Raw genomic sequence first — 18,596 nt, 5'->3', positions numbered from 1 at the left:
CGCTCGGACGGGTGACCGCACGGCTGCCGGTGTTCCCCCTCGGGACGGTCCTGTTCCCCGGGCTGGTCCTGCCGCTGCACATCTTCGAGGAGCGCTACCGGGCACTGGTGCGCCACCTGGTCGGGTTGCCGGAGGGCGCACCCCGGGAGTTCGGGGTGGTGGCGATCCAGGCCGGCTGGGAGGTCGCCGCCGGGCCGCCAGGCCAGCCGACCCTCGGCGGCGGGCAGGTCACGCTGCACGAGGTGGGCTGCACCGCGGAGCTGCGGCAGGTCACCGAGCTGGCCGACGGCGGGTTCGACATCGTCACCGTGGGCCGGCGGCGGTTCCGCATCGCCGACGTCGACGCGGGCGCCGCGCCGTACCTGACCGCCGAGGTGGAATGGCTGCCCGAGCCGGCCGGCACCGACGAGGTGGCCGACCTGCTGGCCGCCCGGGTCATCTCGGTCTTCCGGCAATATCTCGGCCTGGTCCGGCCGGACCCACAGGAGATCTCCGAGCAACTGCCGGAGGATCCCACGGTGCTGTCGCACCTGGTCGCCGCGACCGCCGCGCTGACCGTCGCCGACCGGCAGCGGCTGCTCGCCATCGACGACACCGCCGCCCGGCTCCGGGCCGAGCTGCGGCTGCTCCACCGCGAGACGGCGTTGCTGCGCGAGGTCCGGGCGGTACCCGTGCCGCTCAGCGAGCTGGCGGGTCCCCCGGCGCCGAACTGACCTCCGGGCCGGCGGGCGGCCAGCCGCCGTCCAGCTCCGGCTCCGGCCGCAGCGACGGCCACCGCGACCAGCCGGCCAGCAGGGTGTACGTGACGGCCGCGCCGAACGCGGGCAGCAGCAGGTTGCCGTACGGCACGGGCAGCAGCCCGAGCAGCCAGTCCACTCCGCCGGCCCGCAGGTCGGCCGGCTTGGTGAACAGCGTCCCGTCCGGCGCGGTGGCCAGCAGCCGGTGGTAGGCGCCGAGCCCGATCCGGCGGCCGACCTGCCAGGCCACCACCGCGGCGCCGAGGCCGCCCAGCGTCCCGGCGAGCAGCCCGGCCGGGCCGCGCCGGCGGCGGGCCAGGAGCCACAGGGCGACCGCGGCGAGCACCCCGAAGCCGAGCCCGAGCAGGCTGAACCAGCCGTCCGCGGCGATCGGCTGCTCCGGCTGCGGGGTGGCGTAGATCGCCCCCTCGGCGGTCTTCTGCACGGGGGTGCCGGGGGCCACGCCCGCCCAGAGCAGCCCGAGGGGCGCGCCCAGCACGGCCAGCAGGACCGCGCCGACCAGGGTGGCCCCGACCATCCGGAGCCGGCCGCCGGCGCGGGCGGGTGTCCCCCCGGGCACCGCGCCGACCACCTCCGGATGCCCGGCGAGCGGGTCCGCGCCCGGCGCCGTCACCGGGGTGCCGGCGGGCACCGGCAGGCCGGCGGGCCACTCCGGAATCTCGCGCGCCTCGGCGCGCCCGGCGGTCCCGGCCGCGTCGACCCCGGCGTCGGCCCCTTCCGGCCGGCCGGCGTCGGCCGTCGCCCGCCCGTCGCCGTCGGCCGGCACGTCGGCGCCGGACCCGACGAACGGCCGGTCGGCGCCGGACTGCCCCGCGTCAGACGTGCCGGCCGGTCGGTCACCGGCCGGGTCGGCCGCGTCGGACGTGCCGGCCGGGTCGGGCCGGGGGGAAGGCTCCGGGCCGCCGGACGGGCGGGCGGCGGCGTCGGGCGCGCCGGGACGGTCGGCGGCCCGCTCGGGATCAGGGGTGTCCGGACTCACCCGGTGATCCTCTCAGGCGGCGGGCCGGCGCGGGGCGGCGGTGGCGGTCAGCGGGCGAACGGCTCCAGCATCACCGCGGCCGCCTTGAGCCACGCCTGCCGGGTCTCCGCTTGGAGCTGGTGGTGGTCGATCGAGGAGCCGGTCTCCAGCGCCGGGTCGTAGGGCACCACGGTGACCGCCCGGGTCCGGGTGGCGAAGTGCCGTTCCAGGTCGTCCTGGATCGAGGTGCGCCCCGGCGTCGGGCAGGAGATCAGGGTCACCGCGTTGTCGGCCAGCTCGCCCATCCCCACCTCATGCAGCAGGTCGAGCATCCAGTCGGCGCTGAACGCGGCGTCCTCGCGGGGCACGGTGGTCACCACGAGCTGGTCGGCGGCCTGCATGACGGTACGCCAGTTCGGGCTCTCCACGTTGTTGCCGGTGTCCACGCAGACCACCTCGTGGGTACGCCGCAGCAGCTCCAGCACCCGCTTGACGGTGAACTGGTCCAGCCGCTGGGCGAACCGGGGGCTCTCCTCACCGGCCAGCACGTCGTACGAGCCGTCGGAGGCGTGCCGCAGGTAGTCGTCGAGGTGCTCCAGCAGGGCGGCGCCCTCCAGGATCTCGATCTGGGCGAGATCGTGGATCAGGTGCCGGATGGTCCGGGCGTGCCGGGCGCTGCCGGCGCGCAGGCCGAGGGTGCCACGCAGCTCGTTGTCGTCCCAGGCGAGCACCCCACGGCCGCGGACGCTGCCCACGGTGGCCGCGGCGAGCACGGTCGCGGTGGTCTTGTGCACCCCGCCCTTGGGGTTGGCGAAGGCGAGCACCCGGGGGCGGCCCAGCTCGCGGCGGAGCACGCCGACGGCCCGCTCCACCTCGTCCTCCGGCTTCGGGGCCCGCCACTCGACCCGGGCCGGCTCGACCCGGGCCGGGTAGCCGTCCGCTGGCGGCCGCTGCACGGGGACGGGTGGGACCGGCGCCGCCGGCTGATGGTTCTCCGGCCGGTAGCGGCCCCGGTCCAGCAGCGCGTACCGGGACTCCACCGGCGGCGGGTCGGGTCGGTGGCCGAGCTCCTGCAACCCGTACCGGGACTCGACGGGGGCGGTGCCCCGGCCGCGCGGCTCCGGGTCCCGGTGGCCCGGCTCCGGCTCGGCGCGGTACGTCGGCTCGGCCCGCCAGGACGGCTCGGCACCGCCCGGGTGACCCGACTCCGGCTCGGCGCGGTACGGCTCGGCCCGCCAGGAGGGCTCGGAGCCGCCCGGGTGACCCGGCTCCGGCTCGGCGCGATACGTCGCCTCGGCCCGCCAGGACGGCTCGGCACCGCCCGGGTGACCCGACTCCGGCTCGGCGCGATACGTCGGCTCGGCCCGCCAGGAGGGTTCGGAGCGATGGTCCGGCTCGGCGCGGTACGGGGGCTCCGCCCGGCCCACCGGCTCGCCGCCGTATCCCGGTTCGAGCCGGTGGGCCGGCTCCACCCGGTAGGTCGCCTCGACCCGGTAGGGCGGCTGCTCGGCGCCGTACGGCGGCTCGGCGGGACGCCCGACGGCCTGCGCGCGGCCGGTCCAGCCGGTGCCGGCGGTGCGCCGCGGCAGCGGATCGGCAGGGGGCGGGGGCCCGGCTGGACGGTGGTCGGCGTCGATCTGTTCCGCGCCGCGGGGGCCGTGCCGGGCCCGGTCGAGCAGCGCCCGCCACCGCGGTGCCGGCTCAGCCTGCCGACCCCAGCCGGTTTCGCTGCCGTCCAAGGCTTCGTCCTCCCCAGCCGTCGATCTCCGCCTGACAGGCTACGAACGAAACCCTATTCAAACCACACCCCGGTGCGCACATCCCCCCGGTGGCCCTCCTCACCGTCGCATCGGCCGACGACCCGTCGCCGACACGTCTCACGAGGTGGGAGCGGGAATCGGGGGTCCCGGACCGGCCGCCGGGCCGCCGGAGGACGGTGCGGATCCGCGCACCGTCGGCGCGGCTTCCGACGAATCGCCCACGCCGGTGGCGCCCGGGGTCGGCCCGGCCAGCCCGGTGTCGACCGGCGGCCGGGCCACGTCCTCCTGCTCCGGCAGCGGTGGCGTGAACACCGTGCGGTCCAGGCGGCGCACCTCCGGCGCCGGGTCGACCCCCCGTACGCCGGGGCGGGTGGCCAGGGCCCGCAGCGCCGCCGGGGCGTCCCGGACCACCGCGGCGTAGACGCAGGCGCAGGCCGACCGGTAGGCGGCCGCCTCCTCGGCCGAGACCGTCGCGCCCGTGTCGTACACCCGCCGCAGCTCGGGATCGGCGGTGGCGGCCGGGGCGATGGCGCGCGACCGGTAGTCGGCGGCCTCCCGGTCCTTGCGGGCGGCCACCTCGGCCATCCCGGCGACCACGTCGTCGGGGACCCGCAGGGTGGCGATCCGGACGATCTCGGTCTGCCGCCCGGGCAGCGGCACCCGGGCGACCACCGCCGAGACCGGGGTCGCGCCGAGCGCGGTGGCCAGCTGCGCCGGCGTCAGGTACGACGCGAACGAGACCAGGGCGTAGTCGCCCGGCCCGGGACCGGCCGACCCGGTCAGCGCGGCCAGTTCGGCGGCGCTGGCGCGCAGGTAGGCCGGGATGGCGTCGCCGTCGGCCACCCCGACCCGGGTGACCTCGCCGACGGTACGGTCGCTCACCGGCTCCCGGCGGCGGTCCCAGGCGGCGGCGACCAGCACCGCCAGCGCGCAGGCCAGCGCGATCCAGGTGAGCGGGCCGGACCGCGACCGTCCGCGCCGGGTCGGGCGCGGCGGTACGTCGGCGGGTGGGGTGCTGTCCGGATGGTCCATGGGGCGGGTCAGTCGCGGAGGATCTCCAGCGCCCGGGCCAGGTCGTCCGGGTAGTCGCTGACGAAGGTGACCTCCTCGCCCGTCCGCGGGTGCAGGAAGCTCAGCGAGCGGGCGTGCAGCCACTGCCGGGCCAGCCCGAGGCGGGCCGCCAGGGTCGGGTCGGCGCCGTAGGTGAGGTCGCCCACGCAGGGGTGCCGCAGGGTGGAGAAGTGCACCCGGATCTGGTGGGTCCGCCCGGTCTCCAGCCTGACGTCGAGCAGACTGGCCGCCGGGAACGCCTCCAGCGTGTCGTAGTGGGTGACGCTCGGCTTGCCGCCGGAGACCACCGCCCAGCGGTAGTCGTGGTGCGGGTGCCGGTCGATCGGCGCGTCGATGGTGCCGCGCAGCGGGTCCGGGTGGCCCTGCACGACGGCGTGGTAGCGCTTCTCCACCTCGCGGTACTTGAAGGCCCGCTTCAACGCGGTGTACGCCTGCTCGCTCTTGGCCACCACCATGATCCCGGTGGTGCCCACGTCGAGCCGGTGCACCACGCCCTGCCGCTCGGCGGCGCCGCTGGTGGAGATCCGGTGGCCGATCGCGGCCAGCCCGCCGATGACGGTCGGCCCGGTCCAGCCGGGGCTCGGGTGGGCGGCCACCCCGACCGGCTTGTCCACCACCACGATGTCGTCGTCGGCGTGGACGACGGTCAGGCCCGGCACGGCCTGCGGCACCACGGTGGGCGGGGCGACCGGCGCGGGCAGCGTCACCTCCAGCCAGGAGCCCGCCTTGACCTTGTGCGAGTTGGGCCGTACGGCGCCGTCGACCAGCGCGTCCCCGGCGTCGACCAGGGCCGCCGCGGCGGTCCGGGAGAGCCCGAACAGTCGGGACACGGCCTGGTCCAGCCGCAGGCCCTCGAGACCGTCCGGGACGGGCAGCGACCGGTGGTCGCCGCCGGCGGCGAAGACGGAGGTCACGCCCGCTCCCGCTGCTCGCCGGTGGCCGCCGCGGTGGCGTCCGCCTCCTCCGCCGACCCGGCGCCGGACCGGCTGCCGTCGCGCTGCCGGCCGGTCAGCTCCAGCACCACGGCCAACACCACCCCGCAGACCAGGGAGCTGTCGGCCAGGTTGAACACCGGCCAGACCTGCCCGTACGGGTCGAAGAGGCTGATCATGTCGACCACGTGGCCGACGAAGTGCCCGGGGGCCCGGAAGATCCGGTCGGTCAGGTTGCCGAGCGCGCCACCGAGCACCAGGCCGAGCGAGACGGCCCAGGGCAGCGAGCGCAGCCGCAGCGCCATCCAGCCGATCCAGGCGATCACGCCGATGGTGACCAGCGGGAAGACCCAGGTGTGGCCGGAGCCGATGCTCCAGGCCGCGCCGCTGTTGCGGGTGAGGGTGAGGTAGACGGTGCCGCCGAGCAGGGACACCGGGCCCCGGCCGGTCAGCGACGAGAGGGCGAGCTGCTTGGTGGCCAGGTCGGCGAGCAGCGCGAACAGGGCGACGCCGAGGAGAAGCCCGGTCGCCCTGCGGCGGGACGCCCCGGCGCGCGACTCAGCGGTGCCGGACCCGGCGGGCGGTGCTGCGGTCATCTGCTCCCCATCGACGCTCCCGACGGTGGCTCCCACCGTCTCCGACCAGCCGCCGGGGAGCGGACCTCAGCGCCGCTCCTCCAGCTGCTTGCAGGTCACGCAGAGGGTGGCCGACGGGAACGCGGCGAGCCGCTCCACCGGGATCGGGTTGCCGCACCGCTCGCACCAGCCGTACCCACCCTCGTCGAGGCGCTCCAGTGCGCGCTCGACCTGCGTGATCCGCTCCTTGATGCTGTTGGCGAGAGAGATCTCCTGCTCCCGCTCGAACGTCTTGGTGCCGGTGTCGGCCTGGTCGTCCCCGGCCGAGTCGGTCAGCCGATCGCGCTGCAGCTCGGTGATCTCGCTCAGCGTCTGATCGTACTCGGCGTTGAGCTCGTCCCGCCGCGCCGCCAGAGCGGCCCGGATCTTCTCGGTCTCCGCCGCGCTGCGGGTGGCCTTCGCCACCGGCTTGCGGCCGGCGGTTTTGGTGTCGGCTGGCTTCGCCATCGTCAGCTCCCTTGGCCGCGTGCCGCGGCGGTCGGCGGTGCCTGGGAGGGGACGCCGCCGCGGGTGTCCCCCAGTGCAAAAACGGGCGCACGGCGACGAGGGCCGTGCACTCCGGAGGGTGGCAAGAATACGGAACGTACAGGCGTCCGACAACGTGCCGCACCGTCGCACCGCGATTCAGCCCCGAACAGCCACCAATCGGGGCAAAAGGAACGCTAGCAGATCAACCGTCCCGGTCCTCGCCGTACTCGCCAAACCAGCGGGCCAGTCGTCCGCGACGGCTCACCGCGCGCAGCCGCCGCTCCACCTCGTCGCGGACCTCGGCCGTGGCGACGATGAGCAGGCTGTCGCCGACCTTCAGCCGGGTGTCCAGGCCGGGGACGAAGCCCGCCCCGTCGCGCAGCACCAGGGTCACCGAGGCGCCCACCGGCAGCCGCAGCTCGTCCACGTGCACCCCGCCCAGCCGCGAGCCCGGGGGGACCTCCACCTGGAGCAGGTCGGCCCGCATCCGCTCCAGCGGGGCGGTCTCCACCCGGATCTCGGCCGCCTCGGCCGGCGCCGTCACCCCGAGCCGGCGGGCCGCCGGAGCGAGGGTCCCGGCCTGGAGCAACGTGAAGATCACCACCAGCACGAAGACGGCGTCGAAGAGCCGCTCCGCCCCCGGCAACCGCGCCGACAGCGGGATGGTGGCCAGGACGATGGGCACCGCGCCGCGCAGCCCGGCCCAGGACAGGAAGAGCTGCTCGCGCGGGCGGATCCGGAACGGCAGCGCGGCGACCGCCACCGACAGCGGGCGGGCCAGGAGCAGCAGGGCCAGCCCGGTGACCACGGCCGGCAGCACCGCCGCGTCCAGCCGGCTCGGCGAGACCAGCAGGCCCAGCAGGACGAACAGGCCGATCTGGGCCAACCAGGCCAGCCCGTCGGCGAAGCCGAGGATGGCCTGCCGGTGCGGCAGCCGGGCGTTGCCGAGCAGCACCCCGGCGACGTAGACGGCGAGGAAGCCGGAGGCGTGCAGCACCGCGCCGGCCGCGTACGCCAGCACCGTGAAGCCGACCACGGCGATCGGGTAGAGCCCGGCCGACGGGAGCGCGGCCCGGCGCAGCGCGTACCGGCCGGTGATCCCGGCGGCCACCCCGACCGCCGCGCCCATTCCCAGCTCGTAACCAACCAGGAGGACCTCATACCACCACGGGTGGGCGTCCGTGACCCCCCGGGAGAGCAGCAGCACCACGATCACCACCGGGGCGTCGTTCATGCCCGACTCGGCCTCCAGGGTGGCCACCAGGCGGGGCGGCAGGCGCAGCCGGCGCAGGGTGGCGAAGACGGCCGCCGCGTCGGTCGAGGAGAGCACCGCCCCGTAGAGCAGGGCCAGCCGCCAGTCCAGCCCGAGCAGGAGGTGCACCACCAGCCCGACCACCAGGATGCTGACCAGCACGCCGACCGTGGAGAGCGCGGCGGCCATCCCGAGCACCGGGCGCAGAGTGCTCCATCGGGCGGTCAGCCCACCCTCCGCGATGATCACGATGAGGGCCATGAACCCGAGCACCCGGGTCAGCTCGACGTCGTGGAACCGGATGCCCAGCCCCGCCTCGCCGATCGCCACCCCGAGCGCGAGGTAGACCAGCAGACTGGGCACGCCGAGCCGGGTGGAGAAGCGCACTGCGCCCACGGCCACCAGCAGGACGGCCGCGCCGAGCAGCAGCGCGAGATCGAGCCCGGGGGTCATCCGCGGCCGGCCCGGGCGGTCCTCACTCGGCCGATCCGTCGCGCAGCCGGCGCAGCACGTCGGGCAGCCCGGCGGCCGGGCGCTCGACCAGGAAGAGCTTGTCCCGGCTGGCCGCGCCGGCGCGCAGGGAGACCGCCGCCGGCCGGACCCCGAGGGCGTCGGCCAGGGCCCGGCGGGCCGCCTCGGTGGCGCGCCCGTCCACGGCGGGGGCGTGCACGGCGATGACCAGGGCCGGCCCGTGCGGGCCGTCGAAGCGCCCGCCGACCCGGGCCCGGGCGGCGCCGGGTTTCACGCGTACGGCGACGGTGAGCGGGGCGTCCATGGTCATCCTCGGCCGGGCCGGGCGTCGGCGAGCAGGACGGTGGCCGGCGCGCAGCGGGCGCACGGGGTGAAGCCGAGCCCGACCGCCTCGGCGACGGGCAGCGGTTCGTCGTCCCGGCCGACCAGGTGGGGGCAGCCGGGCAGGTGGAAGCGCGGGTGGCCGTCGACCACCCAAACCTCGGCGTCGAGCCGGGCCAGCCGGGCCAGGTCCGGGGCCGACAGGTCCTGCGCCGGCGGGTCGCCGTCGAACGGGCCGTCGGCCGCCGGCGAGGTGGGCGCCGGGGCGTCCGGCACCGGATCGACCTGGTCGGCGGAGGGCTCCCGCGGGCCGGGCGGCGGGTACCCCTCGCGCGGGGCGTACGCCTGCGGCGGCGGGTCGTCCCGGTCGGTCACCGGCGGCTCGGGTGGTTGCCGCCACCCGGGTGCACCGGTGCCGACCGTAGACGGGATGTGCTGGACCGGGATCTCCGGCTCACCGACCCGGGGGTCGTACGGCGGGCCGTCCGCCCCGGTCCGGGCGCGGTTGCGCGGCCCGGCCCCCCGATCCGCCGTGCCCCGGGTGGCGGCCGCCTGGCGGGTGCCCGCGACCAGGGCGACGGCGGCCAGCAGGCTGACCGCGATGGAGGTGATCAGCAGCGGACTGGACCCGTTGGCCAGCCCGGCCACCAGGAGCACGACCGCGACGAGGATGAGCAGGATGCTGGCGACTATCACGGCTCACCCCCGCCGCGTCGTGTCGGGCTGCGCGTCCGGCGGCCGTCGTACGGACGGCCGCCGGTGGCGGATCAGCGGCCGGACTCGATGGAGCCCGCGCGGCCGCCGCCGTAGGAGCCGGCGAGGCCGGCGGTGGCGAGGCCGTTGCTGCCCCCGCCGGAGCGGACGCTCTCGGTGCGGTTCATCTCGGCCTCCAGGCCCTGGCCGCGACCGTCGAGGTCGCGCAGCTGGCTCTCCAGGTAGGCCTTGAGGCGGGTGCGGTACTCGCGCTCGAACTGCTTGAGCTCCTCGATGTGCTTCTGCAGCGCGGTGCGCTTGGCGTCCAGGCCGCCCATGGCCTCCTGGTGCCGCTGGCGGGCGTCCCGCTCGAGGGCGTCGGCCTTGGCACGGGCCTCGCGGGTGACCTCCTCGGCCTTGGTACGGGCCTCGGAGAGCAGCTGGTCGGCCTCGCGGCGGGCGTCCGACACGTGGTCGTCGGCGGTCCGCTGGGCCATCATCAGCACCCGCAGCGCCTGCTGCTCGCCGTCGCCGCCGGCGGCCGGGCCGCCCTGGGCACGCACCTGCTCCAGCTCGGCCTGCATGGCGCGGGCGGCCTGCTCGGCGGCGGCCTTGTCGCGCTGCACCCGGTCGAGCTGGGCCTTGACGTCGTTGAGCTCGGCTGCGAGTCGGGCGTCGCCGCCGGGGCCGGCCGGAGCGCCGCCGCGGCCGCCGCGCTCCACCTGGGCACGCAGCTCGTTGTTCTCCTCGATCAGACGGGCGAGCTCGCGCTCGACCTCGTCCAGGAAGGCGTCGACCTCCTCCTCGTCATACCCCCGCTTGCCGATCGGCGGCTTTTTGAAGGCGACGTTGTGGACGTCGGCCGGGGTCAGCGGCATCGAAACTCCTCGGGTCAGTTGCGGCCGCGAAAGCGCGCTGGTCAGGCGAAAGACCTGATCAGCGGATCTAACACGAACTCCATCAGCACGAACAGGATAACCAGGAGCACAAGGGAGGCCAGGTCGATGCTCACGGTACCAATTCGCAGCGGAGGGATCACACGCCTCAACGCCCGCAGAGGCGGATCAGTGACGCTCCACACCGATTCCAGTCCCGCCGCCGCTCCCCGCCTCGGTTGCCAGCGGCGACCGTAGGCCAGAACGGCGCCAAGGACAAATCGGGCCAAAAGCACAAGCAGGAACAGGTAAAGGAGCAGATACAGCACCTGGAACAGAATCGACAACACGGCAGGCGACGTCCCTCGGTCGGGCTAGCTCAGGCTGAAAAAGCCGCCCTCAGCGATCTTGGCCTTGTCCTCCGCGGTGACCTGGACATTGGCCGGTGAGAGCAGGAACACCCGGTTGGTCACGCGCTCGATCGTACCGCGCAGCCCGAACGCGAGCCCGGCGGCGAAGTCGACCAGCCGACGCGCGTCCGCCTCGTCCATCTCGGTGAGGTTGATGATCACCGGCACCCCGTCGCGGAAGTGCTCGCCGATCGTGCGCGCCTCCCGGTAGGTGGTCGGGTGCAGGGTGGTGATCTGGTAGCGCTGCTCCTCCTCGGCCGCCACCGTCCGCTCGCGGGGCTGCACCTGCGGGGCCAGGGCGAGGTTGTCCCGGGTGTGGTAGGTGAGCGCGCCGGAGGTCTCCCCGGCGCCCGAGCGGGTGATCGACCGGACGCTGGACCGGTCGGCCCGCTCCGGGCGCTCCACCTCGGCCCGGTCGGCGTCCCCGCCGCGGCTCGAGACGCGCTCGGTCAGCCGGCCGCGGTCGCCCAGCCGGGAACGGGTCGCCGGCGGCTCCTCGGGCTCCTCGTCGTCCTCGTCGGCGAACTCCTCCGAGTACCGGCTCGACCGGTAGCGCGAGTCCCGGTAGCCACCCTTGTCGTAGCCACCGTCGTCGTAGGCCCGGTCATCGTCCTCCTCGACGAGCCCGAGCCAGACCCCCGCCTTGCGCAGTGCACCCATCCCCGCGCCCTTCCGTCCGCCGTGCGGCACGCACCCCCGTGCCGTGTCGCTTGATCACGAGTGGGCCATCAAAATGCCCACCGGACCGGATCGGCAATCCCCGGACGAGCGGTTCGCGGTCCGCCCGCCACGGCCCCCGGCTACGGGAACGCCGTTCCTGAAAACAACACTGATGTAATTTGCTTCTTTCGCGGTCAGGCTACCGCAGCGTGGGGCGCATTCCGAGCAACGCGCTGCCGACGCGGACATGTGTCGCGCCATATTCGATCGCGGTTTCCAGATCCCCACTCATGCCGGCCGACAGCGCGGTCGCCTCCGGATGCCGGACGCGGAACCGCTGCGCCACCTCGGCCAGCCGGGCGAACGCCCGTTCCGGCTCCCAGCCCAGCGGCGCCACCGCCATCAGCCCACCCAGCCGCAGCGCCCCGGACCCGGCCACCGCCTCGGCCACCGGACCGAGCCCCCGGTCGGGGTCCGCCGCGTCGGGCAGCGCCCCGCCCCGGGCCGCGTCGCCGTCGATGCTCACCTGCACCAGCACGTCCAGCGGCCGGTCCCGGCCGGCCGCCGCGGCGGCGTCGAGGGCGGCGGCCAGGCGCACGCTGTCGACCGACTGGACGACGTCGGCGTACCGGACCACCGAACGGCACTTGTTGCGCTGCAGCTGGCCGATGAAGTGCCACCGCGGGGTCACCCCGGCCGCCGCCACCTCGGCGGCCTTCGGGGCCGCCTCCTGGTCGCGGTTCTCCCCGACGTCGGTCACGCCGAGCCCGGCCAGCGCCACCACGTCGCCGGCCGGGTACGTCTTGGTCACCGCGACCAGGGTGACCTCGCTCCGGTCCCGGCCGGCGGCCGCGCAGGCGTCGGCGATACGCGCCCGGATCCGGGCGAGCCCGGACGCGAGCTCGGCGCGCCGGTCCGGGCGCACCGTTGCTGGTGTGTCGGTCATCGGCGCGGCTCAGGACCCGTTCTTGAGGAAGTCGGGCACGTCGACGTCGTCGAAGAGCACCCGGCGCGGCGACTGCTGCGGGGTCGGCATGGTGGTCGGCGGCGTCACCGGCGTGTTCGGCTGGGTCGGCTGGTTCTGGTTGGTCTTGCGGGCCGGCTCGACCGCCTTGTACGCGGGCGCACCCCCGTCGAAGCCCGCCGCGATCACGGTCACCCGCACCTCGTCGCCGAGCGCGTCGTCGATGACCGCGCCAAAGATGATGTTGGCGTCCGGGTGGGCCGCGTCGGTGACCAGCTGCGCCGCGTCGTTGATCTCGAACAGGCCCAGGTCGGAGCCGCCGGCGATGGAGAGCAGCACACCGCGCGCTCCGTCCATGCTCTGCTCCAGCAGCGGGCTGGAGATGGCCGCCTCGGCCGCCTCGACCGCGCGGTTCTCGCCGCGGGCGCTGCCGATGCCCATCAGCGCGCTGCCGGCGCCGCTCATCACGCTCTTGACGTCGGCGAAGTCCAGGTTGATCAGACCCGGCGTGGTGATCAGGTCGGTGATGCCCTGGACACCGGAGAGCAGCACCTGGTCGGCGGTGCGGAACGCGTCCATCATGGAGATGTTGCGGTCGCCGAGCGCGAGCAGCCGGTCGTTCGGGATGACGATGAGCGTGTCGCACTGGTTGCGCAGCTCCTCGATGCCAGCCTCGGCCTGCACCTGGCGGCGCTTCCCCTCGAACGAGAACGGCCGGGTGACCACGCCGATGGTGAGCGCGCCGAGCTTGCGGGCGATGTTCGCCACCACCGGCGCGCCGCCGGTGCCCGTGCCGCCGCCCTCGCCGCAGGTCACGAAGACCATGTCGGCGCCCTTGAGCACCTCCTCGATCTCGTCGCGGTGGTCCTCGGCGGCGTTCTTGCCGACGTCCGGGTTGGCGCCGGCGCCCAGCCCCCGGGTCAGTTCCCGGCCGACGTCGAGCTTGACGTCCGCGTCGCTCATCAGCAGCGCCTGGGCATCGGTGTTGATCGCGATGAACTCGACGCCCTTGAGCCCAACCTCGATCATCCGGTTGACGGCGTTGACGCCGCCGCCCCCGATGCCGACGACCTTGATGACCGCCAGGTAGTTGTGCGGAGGTGTCATCTCCGGTCCTTTCCCTTCGAGATTGGCATGGGCCGACCCCACACGGCTTGGCCAGATCAGCGGCGGAGCAGTTCCCAGCGAGGGTGAGGGCTGAAACCCTCACCCTCTACTAGAGGCTTAGAGCTATGTCAACCACTGATCTCTTCGGGGCAACGTAAGCGCCGCCGCGCGATGAGCCAAGGACCTTTCCGGCGTGTCGCCGGCGGGAGCGGGGCGGCTCACGTCCGCTGACCGGCGGATCACCGGAAGGTGACCACGTCCGGGGCGCTGACATCGATCGTGTCGGCCTTCCGACCGAGCAGCGCGGTGGCCACCCTGGACTTGTCCGCGCTGCGGGTCGCATCCCCCCAGACCACCGTCCGGCCCTCGTGCAGCCGCACGGTGATCCGGGCCAGCCCGGCCACGTCCACCGAGACCAGCTCGGCGCGCAGCTGCGGGCTGAGCGCGCCCAGCACCTCCAGCCCGGCCCGGGTGCCCGGGTCGGCCGCGGCCGGCCGGCCCACCCGGATCACCGGCAACCCGTCCGGCGCCTGGGGCACGTCCTGGAACGGGACCCCCGCACGGTCGATCACCGCGAACCGGTCGCCCTGCGGCACCACCGCCACCGGGCTCCGCTCCACCACCCGGATCACCAGGGTGCCCGGCCAGTCCCGCTCCACCGTGGCCTGTTCCACCGGCGCGAGGGCGCCCACCCGCCGGGCCGCCGCCGCCAGGTCCACCCGGGCCAGCGGCGTGTCATCCGGGATCCCCACGGCGTCGCGCACCTCGACCGGGGTGACCAGCTTCGCCCCGACCACCCGGACCTGGCGGACGCCGAACAGGCCGGTGCCCAGCAGGGTCCAGGCCACCAGCCCGGCGACCACGAGCACGCCGGCGGCGACCGCCCAGGGCAGCGCCGCGCGCATCCGGCGCTGCCTGGCCCGGGCCATGAACCGTCGGGTCGACGGCGGGACGGCGTCGGCGCCGGCCCGGACCAGCTGCCACCGCCGCACCGGGTTGCGCCGGCCGGCCCCGCCGTCCTGACCCGGGGTCCGGCCGCGCGCCGGGCCGGGGCTCATCCGGTCGTGGCCGCCGCGCCGTCCGGACCGACGCCGGTGCCGATCGCCGCCGCGTCGCCCGCCGCCCCGGTGCGGGCCAGCAGGGCGTCGAGCAACTGGTCGCCCATCAGCGAGATCGGCGGCGCGCCCATGGTCACCACGACGTCGCCGGGACGGGCCCGGCGGGCCACCTCGGCCGGCACGTCGTCCCAGGCCTCGACGAAGACCTTCCGGTCGGCCGGCAGCGGCACCGCCGCGAGCAGCGCGACCGAGCCCTCACCCGGCTGGCGCAGCTCGCCCGGGCCGAACACCTCGAGCAGCACCAGCTCGTCGGCGATGCCGAGGGCGGCGGCGATCTCCGCCTGGAGGTCGCGCGTGCGATAGAGCCGGTACGGCTGGAAGACCACGATCAGCCGGCCCTCGCCGGCCACCTCGCGCAGCGTCTGCAGGGCCAGCGTCATCGACGTCGGGTGGTACGCGTACTCGTCGTAGACCAGCACGTCGTCCGCGACGCCCTTGCGCTCGAAGCGCCGCCGGACCCCAGGGAACGCGCCCAGCGCCGCCTCGGCCGCCTCGATCGGCAGGTCCAGCAGGTACGCGGCGAGCACCGCCGAGGCGCTGTTCAGTCCCATGTGCCGCCCCGGGATCGGCAGCCGGATCTCGCCCAGCGACCGGCCGTCGATCTCGGCCAGGTAGCGCACCCCCTGTGCGGAGGAGGCCATCCCGCTCAGCCGCAGGTCGGCGTCGGGCGACTCGCCGTACGTCCACACCCGGCGCCCCTCGGCGCGCAGCGTCTCGGCCAGCCGCCGGCCGCCCGGGTCGTCGGCGCAGGTGATGATGAATCCCGCCGGGTCGGTGAGCCGGGCGAAGTCGGCGAACGTCGCTTCCAGGTTGGCCAGGTCGCCGTACGTGTTGAGGTGATCCGCCTCGATGTTCGTGATGATCGAGACGTACGGGCGGTAGATGAGGAACGAGCGGTCGCTCTCGTCCGCCTCGACCACGAAGTGTTCACCCGTGCCGTGGTGCGCGCCCGAGCCCACCTCGGAAATCTCCCCGCCGATCACGAAGGACGGGTCGGTGCCGGCCTGCTGGAGCACCATGGTGACCATCGAGGTGGTGGTGGTCTTGCCGTGGGTGCCGGCGACCGCCACCGTCCGGCGGCCGGTCATCGCGGCGGCCAGGGCCTCCGAGCGGTGCAGCACCCGCAGGCCCCGCCGGCGCGCCTCGACCATCTCCAGGTGGTCCTGCGGAATGGCCGACGAGTAGACCACGGTGTCCACCCCGTCGAGGTTCGCCGCCTCGTGTGTGGAGTGGATGGTGCCGCCCAGCGCCCGCAGGCCGGCCAGGGACGGCCACTCCCGCAGCTCGCTGCCGGAGACCGGCAGGCCCCGGGTGAGGAACAGCCGGGCCAGGCCGCTCATGCCGACCCCGCCCACCCCGATCAGGTGGATCCGGCCCAGGTCCTCCGCGGTCATCGTGCCGGCGGGCGTGAACTGCGCGGTGTTCATGAGAGGTACCTTCCCGTCGCGCTGGCGACCGTCACAGTGCCGTCGTTGTTCGCGACCGCGGGGCTCGCAAGCTCACTCCTCGCGCTCACCGAGCCACCGCCTCGTAGACGAAGTTCAGCAGGGCGACGTCGCCGTCGCGCCGGCCGTACGCGGCCGCGGCGGCACCCATCGCGGCGAGCCGCTGCGGGTCGCGGACCAGCGGGATGACGGTCCGCTCCAGCCAGTCCGGGGTCAGCTCGGCGTCGTCGACGAGCAGCCCGCCGCCGGCCTCCACCACGGGCAGCGCGTTGCGCTTCTGCTCCTGGTTGCTGTGCGGGTACGGCACGTAGATGGCGGTCAGCCCGATGGCGGCCACCTCGGCGCAGGTCATCGCGCCGCCCCGGGCCAGCATCAGGTCGGCGGCGGCGTAGCCCAGCTCCATCTCGGACAGGTAGGGCAGGGTCACGTACGGCACCGGCAGGTCGGTGGGGATGGAGACCGGCTCGTTGCGGGCCCCGATCACGTGCAGCACCTGCACGCCGTGGCGGGCCAACTCCTTGGCCGCCCCGGAGACCGCCAGGTTGATCGAGCGGGCGCCCTGCGAGCCACCGGCGACGAAGAGCACCGGCAGGTCCGGGCGGAGTCCGAAGTGGGCGCGGGCGGCGTTGCGCATGGCGGCCCGGTCCAGGCCGGCGATGCCGCGCCGCAACGGCACCCCGACCACGCGGGCGTTGCGCAGCGACTCGGCCTGGCTCGGCTGGTGCGGGAAGCCCACCGCGACGTGCTTGGTGAACTTCATCCCGAGCCGGTTGGCCACCCCCGGCGGCACGTTCACCTCGTGGATGACGATCGGCAGCTCCCGCCGCCACGCGGCCAGGTAGCCGGGCACCGAGACGTACCCCCCGAAGCCGACCACGACGTCGGCCCGCACCTCGTCGATCACCTTGCCCGCCGCGCGGGCCGCCTTCCACATCCGGTCCGGCGTGCGGACCAGGCTCATGTTGACCGAGCGGGGCAGCTGGTAGGCCGGGATCTGCCGCAGGTCGTAGCCGGCCGGCGGGATCAGCTCGTTCTCCAGCCCCTTGGGTGTGCCGAGGCAGGTGATCCGGACGCTGGGGTCGTGTCGGCGCAGGCAGTCGGCGAAGGCCAGCAACGGGTAGATATGCCCGCCCGTGCCTCCTCCGCAGAGCACCACCGAACGCAGCGGACCCATCAGCGCCTCCTCTCGCTCGCCGTCCCGGCGCGCATCCGGCCCCGCCGGGCGCCGCGGGCTGCGGCCTGGTCGTCCTCCCGCCGCGACCGGGACCGGGGTACGGACCCACGGTCCGCCGGTGGCGACGCCGGGCGGCGGCGTCGGCCGGGAAGCGGCGGCAACGGGGCCCAGAGTAGTCGGACCCACCGGGCCGGCGGACGGGCATGCAGGGCTCGGGCCGCGTCCGGCTCGGCCCGGGCGAAGGAGGCGAGCATCCCGACGGCCGCCAGGGTGACCACCAGGGCGCTGCCGCCGTCGGAGATGAACGGCAGCGGCACGCCGGTCAGCGGCAGCAGCCCGGTGACCCCGCCGACGTTGATCACCGCCTGGCCGACCAGCCAGGCGGTGACGCCGGCCGCGGCGAGCCGGCGGAACGGGTCCTCCACCCGCCGGGCGATCCGCAGCCCGGTGTACGCCAGCACGGCGAAGAGCACCAGCACCACGGTGCAGCCGACCACGCCCAGTTCCTCGGCGATGATCGCGAAGATGAAGTCGTTGTGCGCCTCGGGCAGCCAGGCCCACTTGAAGGTGCTCTTGCCCAGCCCGACCCCGAACCAGCCGCCGTGCCCGATCGCGTAGCGGGCCTGGATGAGCTGGTAGCAGCCCTCCAACTCCTGCTGGAAGCAGGTCTTCGGGTCGGGCGGGTCGAGGAACGAGGTGAGCCGGGTCAGCCGGTAGTTGGCGGCGTCGCGCGAGCCCGAGCCGGCACCCAGGGAGGCGGCGGCGACCAGCAGGCCGACGCCGAACAGGCCGACCGCGGAGAGGGCGGCGAAGACCCGCCGCCGGACGCCGGCCGCCCAGAGCAGGCCGACCACCAGGGCCAGCAGGCAGAGCATGCTGCCCAGGTCGTTGTAGCCGACCAGCACGCAGAGCAGGCCGACCACCGGGAAGAGCGGGGTGGCCAACTCCTTCCACCAGCCCAGCGCGGCGCCCTTGCGGGCCAGCACGTGCGCGCCCCAGAGCACCAGCGCGAACTTGGCCACCTCGACCGGCTGCACCGAGATCGGGCCGAGCCAGAGCCAGAGCAACTCGGCCTTCAGCGGACCGATCGACTTGACCCGGAACAGCGCCTCCAGCGCGACCAGCAGGTTGAGCAGAAGCAGCAGCACCACCGCCACGCCGAGCGCCGGCCGGCCCAGCGCCCGGAAGGTGCGGGCGGGCAGCCGCTGGCAGGCCCAGAACGCCACGATGCCGATCACCGCGAAGACGGTCTGCCGGACCAGCGAAGCCGAGGCGTCGCCGTCCTCCGCGTAGTCCCGGACGCTGGTCGCCGAGAAGACCATGGTGAGGCCGATCAGCAGCAGCAGGCCGGCGCTGGAGAGCAGCAGGTAGTAGGAGGCCAACGGCCGGGCCAGCAGGCCGCGCAGCGCGGCCAGCCCGCCGGCAGCGTCCAGCCCGAGCAGCGGGGCCGGCGGGTCGGCCGGCCGGGTCGCGGCCGGCGCCCGTCTGGTCTGCGTGCTGGTGGTGCCCTCGGTGTCTCGTCCC

At 75.0% G+C, this 18,596-nt stretch carries 19 protein-coding genes; 1 reads left to right on the top strand and 18 read right to left on the bottom strand.

Translation table 11 applies throughout. The features are described from left to right. Positions 1–11 precede the first annotated feature (11 nt). Positions 12–713, top strand: coding sequence for an LON peptidase substrate-binding domain-containing protein (locus FXF52_RS12330; protein ID WP_148796590.1), 702 nt, complete (start codon positions 12–14; stop codon positions 711–713). Here the strand turns inward: FXF52_RS12330 and FXF52_RS12325 are convergent. The 18 genes from FXF52_RS12325 to FXF52_RS12240 all read right to left on the bottom strand — a co-directional run bounded on the left by FXF52_RS12325 (position 679) and on the right by FXF52_RS12240 (position 18,514). Beyond that, a complete protein-coding gene (locus FXF52_RS12325) occupies positions 679–1,524 on the bottom strand; it encodes a DUF2567 domain-containing protein (RefSeq protein ID WP_370517949.1) in 846 nt (281 codons plus the stop codon). The two genes, FXF52_RS12330 and FXF52_RS12325, sit on opposite strands and share 35 nt — an antisense overlap. A gap of 260 nt (positions 1,525–1,784) precedes the next feature. After that, complete coding sequence (locus FXF52_RS12320; RefSeq protein WP_148796588.1) at positions 1,785–3,455, bottom strand: ATPase; 1,671 nt, start codon at positions 3,453–3,455, stop codon at positions 1,785–1,787. Positions 3,456–3,593: 138 nt separating this feature from the next. Next, entirely contained in the window at positions 3,594–4,508 is a 915-nt protein-coding gene (locus FXF52_RS12315; protein WP_148796586.1) for a hypothetical protein, read from the bottom strand. An 8-nt stretch (positions 4,509–4,516) separates the two neighbouring features. Continuing rightward, a complete protein-coding gene (locus FXF52_RS12310; RefSeq protein WP_148796584.1) occupies positions 4,517–5,461 on the bottom strand; it encodes an RluA family pseudouridine synthase in 945 nt (314 codons plus the stop codon). Continuing rightward, the gene (lspA, locus tag FXF52_RS12305) at positions 5,458–6,075 is read right to left on the bottom strand and encodes a signal peptidase II (RefSeq protein ID WP_148796582.1); all 618 of its coding nucleotides are present in this window, start codon (positions 6,073–6,075) and stop codon (positions 5,458–5,460) included. The genes FXF52_RS12310 and lspA overlap by 4 nt, the downstream gene beginning before the upstream one ends. 66 nt (positions 6,076–6,141) lie before the next feature. Further along, positions 6,142–6,561, bottom strand: coding sequence for a TraR/DksA C4-type zinc finger protein (locus tag FXF52_RS12300; protein WP_046569752.1), 420 nt, complete (start codon positions 6,559–6,561; stop codon positions 6,142–6,144). A gap of 223 nt (positions 6,562–6,784) precedes the next feature. Continuing rightward, positions 6,785–8,287 (bottom strand): potassium/proton antiporter, encoded by a 1,503-nt coding sequence (locus tag FXF52_RS12295; protein ID WP_148796580.1) that lies wholly within the window; start codon positions 8,285–8,287, stop codon positions 6,785–6,787. A gap of 22 nt (positions 8,288–8,309) precedes the next feature. Further along, positions 8,310–8,615: a DUF167 domain-containing protein gene (locus tag FXF52_RS12290; protein ID WP_148796578.1), complete on the bottom strand. Its 306-nt coding sequence runs from the start codon at positions 8,613–8,615 to the stop codon at positions 8,310–8,312. After that, positions 8,612–9,322, bottom strand: a complete 711-nt coding sequence (locus tag FXF52_RS12285; RefSeq protein ID WP_148796576.1) for a hypothetical protein — start codon at positions 9,320–9,322, stop codon at positions 8,612–8,614. The genes FXF52_RS12290 and FXF52_RS12285 overlap by 4 nt, the downstream gene beginning before the upstream one ends. A gap of 71 nt (positions 9,323–9,393) precedes the next feature. Next, a complete protein-coding gene (locus FXF52_RS12280) occupies positions 9,394–10,197 on the bottom strand; it encodes a DivIVA domain-containing protein (RefSeq protein ID WP_148796574.1) in 804 nt (267 codons plus the stop codon). Between the two features lie 41 nt (positions 10,198–10,238). Next, entirely contained in the window at positions 10,239–10,544 is a 306-nt protein-coding gene (locus FXF52_RS12275; protein WP_148796572.1) for a YggT family protein, read from the bottom strand. Positions 10,545–10,568: 24 nt separating this feature from the next. After that, positions 10,569–11,264 carry a cell division protein SepF gene (locus FXF52_RS12270; RefSeq protein ID WP_148796570.1) on the bottom strand — a complete coding sequence of 232 codons (696 nt, stop codon included), beginning with the start codon at positions 11,262–11,264 and terminating at the stop codon, positions 10,569–10,571. A 199-nt stretch (positions 11,265–11,463) separates the two neighbouring features. Next, positions 11,464–12,210, bottom strand: coding sequence for a YggS family pyridoxal phosphate-dependent enzyme (locus FXF52_RS12265; protein ID WP_148796568.1), 747 nt, complete (start codon positions 12,208–12,210; stop codon positions 11,464–11,466). A 9-nt stretch (positions 12,211–12,219) separates the two neighbouring features. Next, entirely contained in the window at positions 12,220–13,335 is a 1,116-nt protein-coding gene (gene ftsZ / locus FXF52_RS12260) for a cell division protein FtsZ (RefSeq protein WP_148796566.1), read from the bottom strand. 239 nt (positions 13,336–13,574) lie between these two features. After that, the gene (locus FXF52_RS12255) at positions 13,575–14,393 is read right to left on the bottom strand and encodes a cell division protein FtsQ/DivIB (RefSeq protein WP_148796565.1); all 819 of its coding nucleotides are present in this window, start codon (positions 14,391–14,393) and stop codon (positions 13,575–13,577) included. Continuing rightward, on the bottom strand, positions 14,390–15,880 hold the full coding sequence (murC, locus tag FXF52_RS12250) for a UDP-N-acetylmuramate--L-alanine ligase (RefSeq protein ID WP_148796563.1): 1,491 nt from the start codon (positions 15,878–15,880) through the stop codon (positions 14,390–14,392). The genes FXF52_RS12255 and murC overlap by 4 nt, the downstream gene beginning before the upstream one ends. An 85-nt stretch (positions 15,881–15,965) precedes the next feature. Next, positions 15,966–17,072: an undecaprenyldiphospho-muramoylpentapeptide beta-N-acetylglucosaminyltransferase gene (gene murG / locus FXF52_RS12245; protein ID WP_148796561.1), complete on the bottom strand. Its 1,107-nt coding sequence runs from the start codon at positions 17,070–17,072 to the stop codon at positions 15,966–15,968. Further along, positions 17,072–18,514, bottom strand: coding sequence for an FtsW/RodA/SpoVE family cell cycle protein (locus tag FXF52_RS12240; RefSeq protein WP_187413469.1), 1,443 nt, complete (start codon positions 18,512–18,514; stop codon positions 17,072–17,074). The genes murG and FXF52_RS12240 overlap by 1 nt, the downstream gene beginning before the upstream one ends. Positions 18,515–18,596: the final 82 nt, after the last annotated feature.

This window comes from Micromonospora sp. MP36, assembly GCF_008119785.1.
GTDB lineage: Bacteria > Actinomycetota > Actinomycetes > Mycobacteriales > Micromonosporaceae > Micromonospora.
Note: the sequence above shows the minus strand (reverse complement) of the source record. Positions and strands in the feature narration are given on the sequence as shown.